Here is a 16,344-nt window from a genome sequence, read left to right on the forward strand (position 1 = left end):
CCCCCCAGCAAGGGCGGCCTGACCGGCGCCTTCCGCTCCGCTAGAGCTCCGCTCCAGGCGCCGGTCAGGCCGTTTCGGCGAGCGTTTCGAGAACCTGTTCGCCGTACTTGGCCAGCTTGTTCTCGCCGACGCCGTTCACCTTGCCCAGCTCGGCGAGCGAGGACGGCAGCGCCGTCGCGATCTCGCGGAGCGTCGCGTCGTGGAAGATCACGTAGGCGGGGACGCCCTGCTCCTTCGCGGTCGCGGCGCGCCAGGCGCGCAGCCGCTCGAAGACCGGCGCCGCCTCGGCGGGCAGCTCGACGGGGGCCTTGCGGTCCTTGGCGGCCTTCGCCGTCTTCGCCGCGGCCCGTTCCGGCTCGCGGCGCATCGGCACCTTGCGCTCACCGCGCAGCACGTCCGCGCTCGCGTCGGTCAGCACGAGCGTGCCGTGGTTGCTCTCGACCGCGACGAGCCCCTGCGCCAGCAGCTGCCGGACGACGCCGCGCCACTCCGCCTCGCGCAGCTCCGCGCCGATGCCGAACGACTTCAGCGCGTCGTGGTCGAACTGGATGACCTTGGCGTTCTTCTTGCCGAGCAGGATGTCGATGATGTGCCCCGCGCCGAACTTCTGCCGCCGCTCCCGCTCCAGCCGGACGATCACCGACAGCACCTTCTGCGCCGGGACGGTCGCGTCCCACGTCTCCGGCGGCGACAGGCACGTGTCGCAGTTGCCGCACGGCTCGCCCGGCTGCCCGAAGTAGTTGAGCAGCTGGACGCGGCGGCACTCGACGGCCTCGCAGAGCGCCAGCATCGCGTCGAGGTGCTGGGACTGGCGGCGGCGGAACGCGGGGTCGCCCTCCCCGGCGTCGATCATCTTGCGGAGGTTGACGACGTCCTGCAGCCCGTAGGCGAGCCACGCCGTGGACGGCAGGCCGTCGCGTCCGGCGCGTCCCGTCTCCTGGTAGTAGCCCTCCACGGACTTGGGCAGGTCGAGGTGCGCGACGAACCGGACGTCCGGCTTGTCGATGCCCATGCCGAACGCGATCGTCGCGACGATGACGAGGCCGTCCTCGCGCAGGAACCGCGCCTGGTTCGTGGCGCGCGTCTCCGCGTCCAGGCCCGCGTGGTACGGGAGGGCCTCGATGCCGTTCTCGGTGAGGAACGCGGCGTGCTTCTCCACCGAGTTGCGGGACAGGCAGTACACGATGCCCGCGTCGTTCTTGTGCTCGGTCTCCAGCAGCCGGAGGAGCTGCCGCTTGGCGTCGGTCTTCGGCTCGATCCGGTACTGGATGTTCGGCCGGTCGAAGCTCGCCACGAAGTGCCGGGCGTCCTCCAGCCGGAGCCGGGACGCGATCTCCGCGCGGGTCGCCTCCGTCGCCGTCGCGGTCAGCGCGATGCGCGGCACGTCCGGCCAGCGTTCGTGCAGGCCGGACAGCATCAGGTAGTCGGGCCGGAAGTCGTGGCCCCACTGCGACACGCAGTGCGCCTCGTCGATCGCGAACAGCGCGACGTCGCCCCGGTCGAGCAGCTCGACCGCCGCCGGGACGCGCAGCCGCTCCGGCGCCAGGTAGAGGAGGTCGAGCTCGCCCGCGAGGAACTGCGCCTCGACGACGCGGCGCTCGTCGAGGTCCTGCGTGGAGTTGAGGAACCCGGCGTTCACACCGAGCGCGCGCAGCGCGTCCACCTGGTCCTGCATGAGCGCGATCAGCGGCGAGATCACCACGCCGGTGCCCTTCCGGACCAGCGCCGGGATCTGGTAGCACAGCGACTTGCCGCCGCCGGTCGGCATCAGGACGAGCGCGTCCCCGCCGGACACCACATGCTCGATGATCTCCCGCTGCCCGTCCCGGAACGCGTCGTATCCGAACACGCGCCGCAGCGTGTCGAGCGTCTCCGGGGTTTCGAGGAAGTCGGGGGAGGCCATCGGCCCATCCTATGAGCGGTCACCGACAGCCGTCCCCGAGACGGATCAGAGGGCGGCGAGCAGGTCGGGCGTCAGCTCGTCCAGGTCCTTCGCGACGTGCGCGGCGAGCGCGAGCGCGTCGTCGGACGGCGGGTGCGCCTCGCGCGGGATCGCGACCACCGTCATCCCGGCCGCGTGTGCCGAGCGCAGGCCGTTGCCGGAGTCCTCGATCGCGACGCAGTCCTCCGCCGGGACGCCCAGCCGCGCGGCCGCGGCGAGGTAGCCGTCCGGCGCGGGCTTGCCCTCGTCGACCTCCTCGGTGGACACCGCCACGCGGAACAGCACGTCCAGCCTGAGCTGCCCGAGGACCAGGTCGATGAGCGCGCGCGGCGACGAGCTGGCCAGCCCGAGCGGCCGGTACGCGCCGAGCCGGCGGACGGCCTCCGTGGCGCCCGGCAGCAGCGGCGGCCCGTCCGCGTACCGCTGGGACATCTCGTCGATCACCGTGTAGGCGACCTCCTCCGCGGTGACGCCGTCGACGAGGTCGGTCGCGATGTAGCGGGCCCACTCCTCGGTGCTCATCCCCATGAGCCGCTGCTGCGTGTCGGGCAGCCACCGCCCGCCGTGGGACGCGACGTACCCGCGCCGCACCTCCTCCCACACCGGCTCGGAGTCGATCAGCACGCCGTCCAGGTCGAAAACGATGGCCTCCAAAGGCATGGCCCGTTCACTACCCAGCGCGCTCGGCGGGCAACCCCGGGTCGTTGAACCGGACTAATAGCCCCTGACCTGCATTTATCTGGCGAATTCGACATGATCGGCTTCCCGTCTGGCATGGTGGTGCACCTCCGAACCCCCTCCGGAGTCACCGCAGAGGAGATCTGCACATGGCGTTCATCGGACTGCTCCTGCTCGCCGCGGCCGCCGCCGTCGCGGCCGGGATCATCATGGACAACACCGACCCCTCGCACATCACCGCCTTCGGCCAGGCCGTCCCCGGCATCCACAACGAATGGCAGGTCTTCCTCGCCGGCGCGGCCGTCGCCGTCGTCTTCGTCGTCGGCGCGATGCTCACCTTCGCCGGCGCCGGCCGCCTCCTGCGCGCCCGCCGCGACCTGCGCTACCTGCGCGAGGAGCACGAGGAGTCGCTCACCACCCTGGAGATGGAGAAGCGCCGCCTCCAGCGCGAACTCGCCCGCGTCCGGCAGAACGGCGGCGCCGCCGCCCCGCCCCTCCCCCGCCAGGCCCCCGCCCCCGCGCCCACCCCCGCCCCCGCCCAGGCCGGACCGGCGGCGCGCGGCTCCCAGGTCTCCGCCCGCTCCCCGTTCTTCGACCGCGCCGACTGACCCTCGTCCCCCCGGACGTCGCCCGGTCGTTCCGGATGATGAGCGACAGACTCGGCGAATCGCCGCGCAGAGGGATGGATATCGCGATCTCCACCACCATCATCGTGGTGTGCGCATTCTCCTCAAGGTCGTCATCACCGCGATCGCCCTCTGGGCGGCCACCGCGCTGATCGACGGCATCACCCTCACCGGCCGGGACACCGCCCACCGCGCGCTCACAGTGCTCGGCGTCGCGGTCATCTTCGGCCTCGTCAACGCCGTCATCAAGCCGATCGTCAAGACCCTCGGCTGCGCCTTCTACGTCCTCACCCTCGGGCTCATCGGGCTCGTGGTGAACGGCCTGCTGCTCTGGCTGACCAGCGCCCTCGCCGGACGCCTCCACCTGGCGTTCCACGTGAGCGGGTTCTGGCCGGCGTTCTGGGGCGCGATCGTCGTCGGCGTCGTCGGCTGGCTCCTGCACGTCCTCGTCCCCGGGGACGACGACGATGACCGCGACGACCGGCGCTGACCTACCGGCCGTCCTCCACCAGCCGGGGCGCGGCGACGGCGCACCGCGCGAACGTCCCGCGCCCCGGCTCCCCGTCCTCCGCCGGGCCCACCAGCACCCAGCGGGCCGCCCGGACCGCGCCGACCAGGAAGTCCGCGTCGTCGACCGCGCCCACCGCGACCAGCGCGCCGAACCGCTCGCCCGGCACCGCCGCCCCCACGCCCACCGGCGTCCCGGCCACCACGTCCGCATCGGGCAGCAGCGCTGAACCGTCCGCCTCGCCGCCCTGCAGCAACCCGCCCAGCTCCTCGACCCGCGCCATCACCAGCCGCTGACGCTCGCCGATCACGTCCGGATCGCCCGCCGGATCCGCCCCGCACACCTCCCGGACGTTCTCCCGCGCCCGCGCCTCCGCCTCCGCCGCCGACCGCAGCTCCACCTCGCCCGCGGCCGCCTCCGCCTCGCCCTCCGCCGAACGCCGGTCCAGCTCCCCGCGCGCCTCCGCCGCCCGCGCCACCGCCGCCTCCGCGTCCGAACGCGCTCGCTCCGCCGCCGCCAGCGCCCCCTCCCGCGCCGTCCGCGCCGCCTCCGCCCGCTCCTCGATCACCCGCGCGGCCTGCTGCGCGACCCGCGCCTCCAGCCCCGCCTGCGTCGCCCGGTCCACCGACTCCGCCGCACGCCGCGCCTGCTCCCGGTGCTCCGCGCCCGCCGTCTCCCGCTCCGTCGCCAGCCACGCCAGCTCCGTCGTCAACCGCTCCTGCGCCTCCCGCGCCTCCGCCAGCCGCGGCCCGCCCTCCGCGACGAACGCCGCGAGCCCCTGCCGGTGCGCCTCCGCGCGCTCCGCCGCGTCCTTCGCCTCCTGCGCCCGCTTCGCCGCCTCGTCCGCGTCCCGCGCCCGCGCCCGCACCTCCGCCCGGACGCTCTTCAACTGCGACGGCGGCGCCGCCACATGCAGCCGCTGCGGCAGACTCATCTTCCGCCGCACCGCCGACAGCGCCGACTCCGCCGACACCAGCCGGTAGTAGGCCGCATGCCCCTCCGCCGACGCGTCCGCGTCCACGGCGGCCAACCTGTCCGCCTCCTCCATCGCCGCCGGCAACGCCTCCTGCGCGCGCGCCAGCTCGTCCTTCAACGACGCCTCCACCTGCTGCGCGCCCTGCAACTCCTCCTGCGCCGTCCGCGCGCGCTCATCGAGCTGCGTGCACCGCGCGAACGCCTCGTCCGCCACCCGCGTCAACTCGCCCGCCTCCGCGCCCGCCGCGTCCGCGACGGCCTGCAACCGCTCCGCCTCCGCACGCGGCCCCGCCAGCTCCTCCTCCGCCTCCCGCTCCACCGCGACCAGCCGCTCCGCCTCGGCCTCCGCCTCGACGACCCGCTCCTCCGCGCCCTGCGCCGCGTCCCGCGCCTCCTCGATCGTCCCCGCCAGACCCGCCAGCTCCGCGTCCAGCGCCTCCTTGCGCGCCGCCACCTCCGCCCGCACCGCCGCCAGCGCCTCCGCGTCCCGCGGCCACTGCTCAAGCCACATCAACCCGCGCCGCAGCACCCCGCCCTCGGCCCGCCACGCACTCGTCCACCCTTCCCCGACCGGCCGCAACACGGCCCCCACGACCCACGCCTCAGGGGCTCCCTCATCCCCGAGACCTTCAGGCAGCGTGCTACCGGTCTCCCTGCCGCCCGCAACGCCGGCCGGCGCCTCGCCCGCCTCCGACTCGTCCTCGGCATCACCGCTCGAAGCCCCTCGCGCCCCTGCGCCCCCGCTAACGCCACCCGTCCCAGCCTGGTCCGCCTGCGCGCCATGCCCCTCGCCCGCACGGACGGGCAACGCCTCCACGGAGTTAGCCGCGGCCACGCCTTCAGCCACCGCCCCGGGCTCTTCATCTGCGAGAGCGGGCAGCGCCTGCGTCTGCGTCGTGTCCACTGCGGCCACGCCTTCGGCGCGCGCGCTCGGCTCGTCTGCGGGACGTCCGGTCGGCGTCACGTTGGGCTGGACGTCGCCTGCGCCGTCGGACGGCGTACTGGCCGCGTCCGGTTCCGGCGCGGTTCCAGGGGGTGCGCTGGGCTGTTCGTCGTCGATGCTCGGCAGCGACTCGGCTCGCGTCGCGTCGGCGGCATCTGCCGCAGGGGTCTCGGGCTCGTCGGGGAGGGTGGGCAGTGCTCGTGTTTGCGTCGTGTCCGGGCCGGTGGGCTCTTCGGGGGTCGGGAGCGGTTCGGCTCGGGTCGCGGCCGTGCCGGGGTCGGGGAGGCCGGTCACGGGCTTGAACTCGACGGTGCCGTGGGAGCCGGAGTCCCGCCGGGGCGGGGCCTCGGGCGGCTCGGGCTGGGGGGCGACGTCCGGGGTGAGGGGTTCGGCGGGCTTGTCCGGCGACGACGGGACGGTCTCGATGAGGAGGGCGCGGATCTCCGGGTCGTCGTTGACGGCGCCGAGGACGGCGGCGGCCTGCTCGGGGGTGGGGGCCAGGAGGAGGGTTCGCTCACCGGCGGCCTTGAGGTCCCGGAGGAGGGAGCGGACGGTCTCCGGCTCGTCCGCCGTGCGGACGAGCCGGACGGCGTCGGACGTTTCGAGGGTTCCAGGAGCGACGAGGAGGCGGGCGAGGATCTCCCAGTCGCCGGCGACGTCTCCGGTGCGGAGGGCGCGGAGGGCGGCGATCTGAGCCGTCCAGCCGACCGCGTCGCCGGTGAGCCCCGCCTGGAGCCGCTCGTACCGGTCGGTCAGCGGCGCGTAGGCGGCCTCGACGAGGTCGCGGCCGCCCCACGGGACCTGTTCGACGCCGAGGGGCGGGGTCTCCTCGGCGGACGTCTCGGTGAGGGGCAGTGTCTCCAGGTCGGGGCGGGCGTCGAGGCCGGGCTCCGGCGCGCCGTCCGGCTCGTTGGGTTCCGTTGAGTGGTTCACCGACGCCATCCCGTCCCAGTTCGACCCCGGGGCCGTACATGTCCCCTTCTGCCCCTGTCTAACGTCTCACATGGAAACGATCACGCGTGATGATCATCACGCGGGTCAGTGCGGGTTGGTCGCGAGGAGCTCGGCCAGCAGGTCGTCGAGGGTGACGATGCCGGTGAACTCGCCGCGGTCGCCGTTGACGACGGCGAGCTGGGCGCGGGCGCGGCGCATCCGGCTGACGGCGTCGAGGACGGTGGTCCGCGCCGTGAGGGCGGTCGCCGGGTGGGCGAGGTCGCCGGCGCGGCGGTCGCCGCCGGGCTCGGTGATGGCGGCGCGGACGTGCACGATGCCGGTGGCGGTGCCGTCCGGGCCGCGGACGAGCAGCCGGCTGTGGCCGCTGGCGGTCGCGGTGCGGCGGATGTCGGCCGCGGACGCCCCCGCGTCGATGGTGGTCACCGACGAGGCGGGGATCACCAGGTGCCGGACGGTCGCCTCGCGTGCCGAGATGGCGCGGCGGAGCAGCTCATGGTCGTGGCGCCCGATGAGGCCGAGGCGCCGGGACTCGCCGACGAGGTGGCTGAGCCGGGCCGGGTCGGTGTGGCTGTCGAGCTCGTCGCGGGGGGTGACGCGGACGAGCCGCAGCAGCCCGTTGGTGATGGCGTTCAGCGCGGCGAGGATCGGGCGGGACACCTTCGCGAACGCGCGGAACGGCAGGGCGAGCAGCACCGCGGAGCGCTCCGGGTTCACGATCGCCCAGGACTTCGGCGCCATCTCGCCGATGACCATGTGCAGGAAGGTGATGACGCCGAGGGCGCAGGCGAGGGCCGCGGCCCTGGCGCCGGCCTCGGGGACGCCGATGGCGTGCAGCGGCGGTTCGAGGAGGTGCTCGAACGCGGGCTCGGTGACGATCGCGAGGCCGAGGGAGCACATGGTGATGCCGAACTGGGCGCCGGCGAGCATCAGCGAGAGCTCGCGGACGCCGGCGACGGCCGCGGCGGCGGGCCGTCCGCCCTTGGCGGCGGCGCGTTCGAGCTGGGACCGGTTGGCGGCGACGAGCGCGAACTCCGACGCGACGAAGAAGCCGTTCCCGATCAGCAGCAGGACGGTGATGAGCAGGGAGGTCAGCGGGTCCATGACGCCTCCTCGCGCGCCGGGGCGGCGCAGGGCGGGTCGGAGACCTCGGGGCGCCCGGACGGCGCCGGCGGCGCGGCGGCGGTCCGGATCCGGATCTTCTCGGCGACGCGGCGGGCGACGCTGACGACCTCGAGCTCGGCGTGCCCGGACGCGCCGTCCAGGGCGACGGTGAGGCGGTCGCCGGGGCAGGGCAGGCGGCGCAGCTCGGCCATGACGAGGCCGCCGAGGGTGTCGTAGGCGTCGCCTTCGGGCAGGTCGAGGCCGGTGAGGCGGCCGACCTCGTCGATGCGCATGCCGGCGTCGACGAGCCAGGACCCGTCGGGGCCGGTGGTCGGGGCGTCCTCGCGGGCGTCGGTCTCGTCGGCGATCTCGCCGACGAGCTCCTCGGCGACGTCCTCGAAGGTGAGGATGCCGGCGAGGCCGCCGTACTCGTCGACGACGCAGGCGAACTCCTCGCCGGACTCGCGCATCCGCTCGATGACGCCGTACAGCGGCTGGCTGCCGGGGACGAGCAGGGCGGGCCGGGCGATCTTCCCGATGGGGGTGGCGGGGTCGAGGGCGTCGTCGGCGACCTCGCGGACGCCGGCGACGCCGATGACGTCGTCGACCTCGCCGTCGTAGACGGGGTAGGCGCTGTGCCCGGTCTCCCGGATCAGCGCGATGAGGTCGGCGGCGGGCGCGGTGCCGGGCAGCGTCCTGACCTGGGGGCGCGGCACCATGACCTCGTCGGCGGTGAGGTCGCCGAACGACAGGGCGCGGTCGAGGAGGCCGGACAGGTCGGCGGGCAGGTGCCCGGCGCTGTGCGACTTGCCGATGATGTCGCCGAGCTCTTCGAGGGTGGCGCCGCTGTGCAGCTCCTCGACGGGTTCGACGCCGACGGCGCGCAGCAGCCGTTCGGCGGCGCGGTCGAACAGCCGGATCAGCGGCCCCGCGACGGCGAGGTACACGAGGGTGGACGCGGCCAGCGCGCGCGCCAGCGACTCGGCGCGGGCCAAGGCGAGGTTCTTGGGGAACAGCTCGCCGAGCAGCATCTGGATCAGCGTGGCCAGGACGAACCCGGCGGCCAGTGCGATCGCGCCGGTCGCGCCCTCAGGGACGCCGATGCCTTCCAGCAGCGGACGGATCAGCTCGGCCAGGGCGGGCTTGGCGATGAACCCGACGACCAGCGTGGTCATCGTGATGCCGAGCTGCGCCCCCGACAGCATGAACGACAGCCGGCCGATGACCTTGACGGCCCGGCGGGCGGACGCGTCGCCGCGCGCTGCGGCCTGTTCGAGGGACGCGCGGTCGGCGGCGACGTAGGCGAATTCCTGGGCGACGAAATATCCGGTGGCGGCGGTGAGAACGATCACCGCGAGCAGTCCCAGCGCCGCGCTCAGCACGGGGCACCGGGTCTATGACTGGGGTCCGACACCGCGGACTCACCACTCCTCTCATCTGGGCCTACCTGCGTAACGCCGCCCCGGGCGGCGAGGTTCCCGGCGCACCAGGGTACGGGCCCGCGCCGATCGTCCCACCGGCGCGGTGCCCTGTCCGCCGGGGACAGGCGCTTGTGTCGCCAAGTGTCACGGATCACACTTGTTGGAGAGCGCGTGCCCGATACTTGAGCGGTCCTTTGCTCCCAGGCCGCCGGAACGGGGGCGTGCACGGGGACCGAGAGAACCGAACGCGGGGCTGAGGTGGACGAGAGCGGGGCCGGGGCCGCCGCGCCCATGAGCCGGGAGGGGGTCGACCATGCCCTCCGGACGCTCGGCGCTGAGCGGGAGCGGATCGCGGCGTCCCTGCTGGAGCTCGACGGCCACACCGGCGTCCGGCTGCTGAAGGGCGCGCGGCTGACCGGGGAGACGTGGCGGCGCTGGGAGCGGGTGCGGGCGCGGCTGGCGCTGCTGTGGCGGGTCTTCGACGGTTACCAGCGGGTGCTGGACGCGGCGTGCGCGCTGCGCGGCCGGGCGGCGCGCCCGGACGTGGCGACGCTGGTGGAGCTGACCGGGATGCTGTCGGGGCGCTCGGTGGAGCTGCCGGACGGCGAGATCCCCCTGGAGGACCGGACGCTGCTCGGCCCGCAGGAGAAGCGCGCGACGCTGGACGAGGCGGTCGGGATGATGTCCGACGCGTACGCGTTCGTGGCGAAGGAGGTCGCGGCGGCGGACGCGGCGTGGTCGGCGCTGCTGAAGCCGCTGGAGGATGCGGAGGAGGGCTGGCAGCGGACGGCCCGGCTCGCGCACTCCCTCGACGGCACCCGGCATCCGGACCTGGACCGGCTGGGCCGCGAGCTGACGGCGCTCGGCCGGCTGGTCCGCACCGATCCGCTGTCGCTGTGCCCGGACGGCCGTCCCGACACCGCGCGGCTGGACCGGGTGCGGGCGTCGCTGCGGTCGATCGGCGACGAGCTGGCGGGGGTGGCGCGGCTCCGCGACGAGTACGCCGAGCTGGTCGCGGGCCTGACCGCCGCGATCGGCCGGGTGGAGGACACCGAGCGGCGGGCCCGGGAGGCGTACGCGACGGTGCTGGAGAAGATCCTCGCGCCGAACGTGCCGGAGCCGTCGCGGGGGCTCGGCGCCGGGCTGCGGGACCGGCTCGCGGCGCTGGAGCGGCTGCGCGAGGCGGGCCGCTGGGTGGAGATGGCGGGGAGCGTCGCGGCGCTGGAGCGGGCCGAGGCGGAGGCGCTGGAACGGGCCCGCGATGATCTGCGTCTCAGCGAGGGGCTCCTGGAGCGGCGGGGCGAGCTGCGCGGGCGCCTGGAGGCGTACCGGGCGAAGGCGGCGCGGCTCGGGCTCGCCGAGGACGCGGCGCTCACCGAGCTGCACGGGCGGGCCCGCGAGGTGCTGTGGACGGCGCCGTGCGACCTGCGCCGGGCGACCGCGCTGCTGGCCGAGTACCAACGCGCGATCAGGTCGCGCGAGACCGACGGGACGGGGACCACATGACCCGATGCAACCAGCCCGGCTGCACCGGCGAGGTCGGCGACGACGGCTTCTGCGACGTGTGCGGGATGGCGCCTCTGGCGGAGCCGCCGCCCGCGGACCCCGGCTCGGGCCCTGCCCCTGCTCCGACGCCACCGCCCGCTCCAACTCCGGCTCCGGTGACGGTCGTGAACGCGCCCGCCACGTCGGTCGAGCGGCCGGCATCCTCGGCGACGGGCGGGCCGGGCGTGGCCGCGCCACCAGGGACGCGGCCATCAGGCACGGGCGCGTCGGGAACGGGCGCGTCGGGCACCGGGCCGGGCTGGGGGACCGGGCCGTCGGCCCAGTCGGCTCAGTCGGCTCAGTCGGCTCAGTCGGCTCAGTCGGCCCAGTCGGGGACGGGGTCGTCGGGCGGGTCGGGCAGCGAGCCGACCAGCGGGTCCGGTGGCTCGGGCCGCACCGCGTCGCGCGGCGGGACGCGCGGCACGGGCTCCAGCGGGTCCGCCAGGCGCGGGATGCTCGGCGCCGGGCTGGTCGAGGTGCCGCCCGTGCCGTTCCGCGACCCGGCGTCGGCGATCATGGAGAAGCCGGAGGTCCCGGAGAACCGGCGGTACTGCAGCCGGTGCGGGGAGAAGGTCGGCCGCGGCCGGGACGGGCGGCCGGGCCGCACCGAGGGGTTCTGCGCGAGCTGCGGGCACCGGTTCTCCTTCACCCCGAAGCTGAAGCCCGGCGATGTGCTCGGCGGGCAGTACGAGGTGCTCGGCTGCCTGGCGCACGGCGGGCTCGGCTGGGTGTACCTGGCGCGCGACCACAACGTCAGCGAGCGGTGGGTGGTGCTGAAGGGCCTGCTGGACACCGGCGACGCCGACTCGCTCGCCGCCGCGGCGGCCGAGCGGGCGTTCCTCGCCGAGGTCGAGCACCCGAACATCGTCAAGATCTACAACTTCGTCCGGCACGGCGACTCCGGCTACATCGTGATGGAGTACGTCGGCGGCCGGTCGCTGAAGGAGATCCTGCTCGCGCGCCGCGACGAGGAGGGCGACCAGGCGGCGCTGCCGCTCGGGCAGGTGCTCGCCTACGGCCTGGAGGTGCTGAGCGCGCTCGGCTACCTGCACGGTGTCGGCCTGCTGTACTGCGACTTCAAGCCGGACAACGCGATCCAGTCCGAGGAGCAGCTGAAGCTGATCGACCTCGGCGGGGTGCGGCGCGCGTTCGACGTGGACAGCCCGATCTTCGGCACGCCCGGCTACCAGGCGCCGGAGATCGGCTCGACGGGCCCGTCGGTCGTGTCGGACCTGTACACGGTCGGCCGGACGCTCGCCGTGCTGAGCTTCCCGTTCCGCGGCTACACCAGGAAGCATCTGCGCAGCCTGCCGCCGCGCGAGGAGGTGCCGCTGTTCCAGCGGCACGAGTCGTACCACCGGCTGCTGCGGCGGGCGACGCATCCGGACGAGGCGCGCCGGTTCCAGAGCGCGGCGGAGATGGCCGAGCAGCTGACCGGGGTGCTGCGCGAGGTGCTGTCGGCGGAGGACGGGAAGGCCCGTCCGGCGCCGTCGCCGCTGTTCGGGCCCGAGCAGCACACCGCCGGGACCGACATCATCGACCCCGATCCGGCGCGGAACGGGTCGGCGCCGGTGCTGGCGCCGCTGGATCCGGCCGCGGCGGCGATCGCGCTGCCCGTCCCGCTGGTGCACGGCTCGGATCCGGCGGCCGCGTTCCTCGCGGGGCTGACGGCCCGCGACCCGGGCGACCTCGCGGCGGCGCTGGCGGCCGCGCCGGTGGCGTCGCGGGAGGTGCGGTTCGCGCTGGTCCGGGTGCGGATCGAGCTGGGCGACCTGGAGGTCGCGGGGCGGCTGCTGCAGGAGCTGGACGCCGAGCAGCCCGACGACTGGCGGGTCGACTGGTACCGGGGCGCCCGCGCGCTGGCGGACGGCCGGGCCGCGGACGCCGCCGCCGTGTTCTCCGACCTGTACGACCTGATGCCGGGCGAGCAGGCGCCGAAGCTCGCGCTCGGCTTCTGCAAGGAGCTGCTGGGCGAGCACGTCACCGCGGGACGCTTCTACGCGACGGTCTGGCGCACCGACCCGACGCACGTCAGCGCCGCGTTCGGGTTGGCCCGCGCATACCTGGCGGGTGGCGACCGGGGCAGCGCGGGACGCGTCCTGGACTCGGTGCCGCGGATCTCCAGCCACTACCTGGCGGCGCAGCTCGGCGCGGTCGGGGCGGCGGTGCGGGGGCGTCCGCCGGCGGAGCTGAACGCGGCGGCGCTGGTGGAGGCGGGACGGCGGCTGCGGTCGCTGCGGCTGGACACCGAGCGGTACTCGGCGTTCGTCGCGGAGGTGCTGGAGGCCGCGCTCGGCTGGCTGCGCGCCGACCGGACCCCGGCGCAGCTGCGGCCGGAAAAGGACATCCTGGGCATCCCGCTGGAAGAGCCGCGACTGCGGGCGAAGCTGGAGGAGACTTACCGGGTGCTCGCCAAGCTCGCGGACGGCCCGGACCACCGCCACGCGATGGTCCGGCGCGCCAACGCCGTCCGCCCGAGGACGCTGTTCTGACGATGAACCGGGACAGGAGCGCGGACGCGCGCGCGCACGGGGGCGGCCACGGGGAGGCCGCCTGCCGGGACTGCGGGAGCTGGGCCGTCACGGCGGACGGGTTCTGCGGGGCGTGCGGGCTGCGGCAGCCGGGCGGCGACGAGCACGCCGAGGCGCAGCTGGTGGTGGACGGGCGGCCCGCGCTCGGCGCCGGGATCAGCGATCCGGGGCTGCGCCGCGTCCACAACGAGGACGCGTTCGCGCTGGCGGCGCTGCCGCGCGGGGCGTGCGCGGTCGTGTGCGACGGGGTCGCGACGGCGCCGGGGTCGCGGGAGGCGGCGCGGGCCGCGGCGCAGACGGCGTCGGGGGTGCTGCTCGACCGGATCGGGGCGGGCGCGGACCCGGACGAGGCGACCCGGCAGGCCGTCCGGCGGGCGGGCGAGGCGGTCGCGGCCCTCTCGGGCGGCATGGGCGGCGCCGGCGGCGGGCCCGGTCCGGCCTGCACGTTCGTCTCGGCGGTCGTCGCGGCGGGACGGGTCACGGTCGGCTGGCTGGGCGACAGCCGCGCCTACTGGCTGTCGGCGGCGGACTCCTACCCGCTGACCACGGACGACTCGTGGGCCGTGCAGGCGGTCGCGCGCGGCGAGGCGACCGCGGCGGCGGCGCGGGCGGACCGCCGCGCGCACATGCTGACGGCGTGGCTGGGCGCGGACGCGGGCGCGTTCGACGCGCACCTCGCCGCGTTCGAGCCGGACGGCCCGGGACTGGTGCTGGTCTGCAGCGACGGGCTGTGGAACGACCTGCCGGACGCGGCGGCGCTGGCGTCGGTCGCGCTCGGCGGGCCGGACGGGGAGGCCCGGGAGGACGGGCCGCTGGGGGCGGCGCGGCGGCTGGTGCGGGCGGCGCTGGACGCGGGGGGACACGACAACGTGACGGTGGTGGTCATCGAGTTCCCGCCGCCCGACCCGACGAGGGAGCCCGGCAGATGAGCGAACGTCCCGAGTTCACGATCCGCGTGGACCAGAACCCCTACCTGCCTGCGGGCGGGCGGGAGATGCACGCGATCGTCACCGTCGAGGCGGGCACGGGCGAGGCGGGCAGTGCGGAGGCGGCCGCCGATGCGGACGCCGCGGAGGTCATCATCATCGACACGTCCGGGTCGATGTCCTACAGCGGCAAGATGGCCGCGGCGCGGCGGGCGGCGAAGGCGGCGGTCGGGGTGCTGCGCGACGGGGTGCGGTTCGCGGTCGTCGCGGGCGCGAACCGGCCGCGGATGATCTACCCGCAGGGCGAGCGGCTGGTCGAGGCGAGCGCGGCGACGCGGCGCAGCGCGGCCGACGCCGTCGCGCGGCTGGACGCGGCGGGCGGCACCGCGATCGGCTCGTGGCTGCGGCTCGCCGACCGGCTGTTCGAGGGGCGGGACGGCGCGGTGAAGCACGCGATCCTGCTCACCGACGGCAAGAACCAGCACGAGAGCGACGAGGAGCTGGACGCGGCGCTGCGGCAGTGCTCCGGGCACTTCCTGTGCGACGCGCGCGGCGTCGGCACCGACTGGGAGGTCGCCGAGCTGCGCAAGATCACCTCGGCGCTGCTGGGCGGGTTCCTGGACGTCCCCGACCCGAAGGACCTGGAGGCCGACTTCCTGGCGATGACGCGGGCGGCGATGGGCAAGCAGGTCGCGGACGTGGCGCTGCGCGTGTGGACGCCGCAGCACGCCGAGCTGCGGTTCCTCAAGCAGATGGTGCCGACCGTGGACGACCTGACCGGCCGGCGGGCCGAGTCGGGGGCGCAGACCGTCGACTACCCGCTCGGCGCGTGGGGCAGCGAGAACCGCGAGTACCACCTGTGCGTGGCGGTCGAGCCGGGCGACATCGGCCGGCAGATGCGCGCGGCGTGGGTGAAGCTGATCGCGCCGGGGACGGGCGGCGGGGCCGAGCGGGTGCTGGCGTCCGGGAACGTCCTCGCCGAGTGGACCGACGACGAGGCCCGCTCCACCCGGATCAACGGGCGGGTCGCGCACCACACCGGGCAGTCCGAGCTCGCGGACGCGATCCAGGAGGGGCTGGAGGCCCGCCGCGAGGGCGACGAGGACACCGCGACGGCCCGGCTCGGCCGCGCGGTGGTGCTCGCCCGCGAGGTCGGCAACGAGCAGATCGCGGGCCTGCTGGACAAGGTCGTGGACGTCGTCGACCAGGCGACGGGCACCGTCCGGCTGAAGGCGGAGGTGTCCAAGGCCGACGAGATGTCGCTCGACACCCGCTCGGTGCGCACCGTCCGCACCGCCCGGACCCGCACCCCGACGCCGCCGACGACGCCCGGCGCGACCCCGCCGGCGAAGCCCGCCGAGCCGCCGTCCGCACCGCCCGGCACGCCGCCGGACGAGGCCGGGAGCTGAGGTCCATGCCGGTCTGCGGGAAGGGGCACGTGTCCGCCGCCGACGACTACTGCGACGTGTGCGGCGACCTCCTGGAGGGGGCGCCGCGCGCGGAGTTCACCATGGTCGAGCGCGGCGCCGTGGTGATCGCCGATCCGCCCGGGGCGGGCACGGCGCCCCCTCCGGCGCAGGAGGAGCCGGCCCCCGAGGAGTGCCCCGACTGCGGCACCCCGCGCAGCGGCCGGTTCTGCGAGAACTGCGGATACGACTTCGCGACCGGCACCGCCCAGGCCCCCGAGGAGCCCGGACCCGAACCGGGGCCGCCCGCCGCCCGCTGGTCCGCGGTGATCACCGCGGACCGCGAGTACTACGCCTCGGTGATCGCGCAGGAGGGCCCCGACTCGGCGTCGCTGGAGTTCCCGCCGTACTGCCCGGAGCGGCGCGTCCCGCTGGCCGGCGAGCAGATCAGGATCGGCCGGCGCAGCGGGTCCCGGCGCAGCGTCCCCGAGATCGACCTCGGCGGCCCGCCCGAGGACCCCGGCGTCTCGCACCTGCACGCGGTGCTGCTCGCCCGGCCGGACGGCGGCTGGCTGCTCGTCGACCCCGGCTCCACCAACGGGACGACGGTGAACGGCGCCGCCGACCCGGTCGCCGTGAACACGCCGGTGCCCCTCGGCGACGGCGACCGCGTCCACGTCGGCGCCTGGACGACCATCACGCTGTCCCTTGAGGAAGGCCCGCCATGACGATGACGCCCGCGCGGCCCGCGGCGCCCCCCGCGGCCGTCCCGCCCGCCCCCGGCGCCG

General features: G+C 75.4%; 13 protein-coding genes. 7 read left to right on the forward strand and 6 right to left on the reverse strand.

Annotation, left to right across the window (positions count from 1 at the left end; translation table 11 throughout):
• Positions 1-64: 64 nt before the first annotated feature.
• Complete coding sequence (recQ, locus tag J4709_RS52290; protein ID WP_208252999.1) at positions 65-1,903, reverse strand: DNA helicase RecQ; 1,839 nt, start codon at positions 1,901-1,903, stop codon at positions 65-67.
• A 45-nt stretch (positions 1,904-1,948) separates the two neighbouring features.
• The gene (locus tag J4709_RS52295; protein WP_208253000.1) at positions 1,949-2,602 is read right to left on the reverse strand and encodes an HAD family hydrolase; all 654 of its coding nucleotides are present in this window, start codon (positions 2,600-2,602) and stop codon (positions 1,949-1,951) included.
• A gap of 167 nt (positions 2,603-2,769) precedes the next feature.
• On the opposite strand from J4709_RS52295, the gene J4709_RS52300 reads away from it, so the two are divergent.
• Together J4709_RS52300 and J4709_RS52305 are read left to right on the forward strand one after the other, a co-directional pair.
• Positions 2,770-3,228 carry a hypothetical protein gene (locus tag J4709_RS52300; protein WP_208253001.1) on the forward strand — a complete coding sequence of 153 codons (459 nt, stop codon included), beginning with the start codon at positions 2,770-2,772 and terminating at the stop codon, positions 3,226-3,228.
• 109 nt (positions 3,229-3,337) lie between these two features.
• A complete protein-coding gene (locus J4709_RS52305) occupies positions 3,338-3,736 on the forward strand; it encodes a phage holin family protein (protein ID WP_208253002.1) in 399 nt (132 codons plus the stop codon).
• Position 3,737: 1 nt separating this feature from the next.
• On the opposite strand, the gene J4709_RS52310 is transcribed toward J4709_RS52305, so the two are convergent.
• The 3 genes from J4709_RS52310 to J4709_RS52320 form a co-directional block, all read right to left on the reverse strand.
• Entirely contained in the window at positions 3,738-6,605 is a 2,868-nt protein-coding gene (locus J4709_RS52310; protein WP_208253003.1) for a coiled-coil domain-containing protein, read from the reverse strand.
• 105 nt (positions 6,606-6,710) lie between these two features.
• A complete protein-coding gene (locus tag J4709_RS52315; protein ID WP_208253004.1) occupies positions 6,711-7,727 on the reverse strand; it encodes a hemolysin family protein in 1,017 nt (338 codons plus the stop codon).
• Entirely contained in the window at positions 7,715-9,109 is a 1,395-nt protein-coding gene (locus tag J4709_RS52320) for a hemolysin family protein (protein WP_307802179.1), read from the reverse strand. Before J4709_RS52320 ends, J4709_RS52315 begins: the two co-directional genes overlap by 13 nt.
• A gap of 297 nt (positions 9,110-9,406) precedes the next feature.
• Between J4709_RS52320 and J4709_RS52325 the strand changes: the two genes are divergently transcribed.
• A complete protein-coding gene (locus J4709_RS52325) occupies positions 9,407-10,654 on the forward strand; it encodes a hypothetical protein (RefSeq protein WP_307802180.1) in 1,248 nt (415 codons plus the stop codon).
• 355 nt (positions 10,655-11,009) lie between these two features.
• On the opposite strand, the gene J4709_RS56385 is transcribed toward J4709_RS52325, so the two are convergent.
• Positions 11,010-11,210, reverse strand: a complete 201-nt coding sequence (locus J4709_RS56385) for a hypothetical protein (RefSeq protein WP_443608854.1) — start codon at positions 11,208-11,210, stop codon at positions 11,010-11,012.
• Here J4709_RS56385 and J4709_RS52330 point away from each other — a divergent pair.
• Genes J4709_RS52330 through J4709_RS52345 form a run of 4 tightly spaced genes read left to right on the forward strand, consistent with a single transcriptional unit; the run spans position 11,146 to position 16,284 of the window.
• Positions 11,146-13,185 carry a serine/threonine-protein kinase gene (locus J4709_RS52330; protein WP_443608853.1) on the forward strand — a complete coding sequence of 680 codons (2,040 nt, stop codon included), beginning with the start codon at positions 11,146-11,148 and terminating at the stop codon, positions 13,183-13,185. The two genes, J4709_RS56385 and J4709_RS52330, sit on opposite strands and share 65 nt — an antisense overlap.
• Before the next feature lie 2 nt (positions 13,186-13,187).
• Positions 13,188-14,153 (forward strand): PP2C family protein-serine/threonine phosphatase, encoded by a 966-nt coding sequence (locus tag J4709_RS52335; RefSeq protein WP_208253005.1) that lies wholly within the window; start codon positions 13,188-13,190, stop codon positions 14,151-14,153.
• Positions 14,150-15,559 (forward strand): vWA domain-containing protein, encoded by a 1,410-nt coding sequence (locus J4709_RS52340; protein ID WP_208253006.1) that lies wholly within the window; start codon positions 14,150-14,152, stop codon positions 15,557-15,559. Before J4709_RS52335 ends, J4709_RS52340 begins: the two co-directional genes overlap by 4 nt.
• 5 nt (positions 15,560-15,564) lie before the next feature.
• A complete protein-coding gene (locus J4709_RS52345; RefSeq protein ID WP_208253007.1) occupies positions 15,565-16,284 on the forward strand; it encodes an FHA domain-containing protein in 720 nt (239 codons plus the stop codon).
• The last annotated feature ends 60 nt before the right edge of the window (positions 16,285-16,344 follow it).

Source organism: Actinomadura violacea (assembly GCF_017573465.1).
In the GTDB taxonomy this organism is placed as follows: Bacteria; Actinomycetota; Actinomycetes; order Streptosporangiales; family Streptosporangiaceae; genus Spirillospora; species Spirillospora violacea.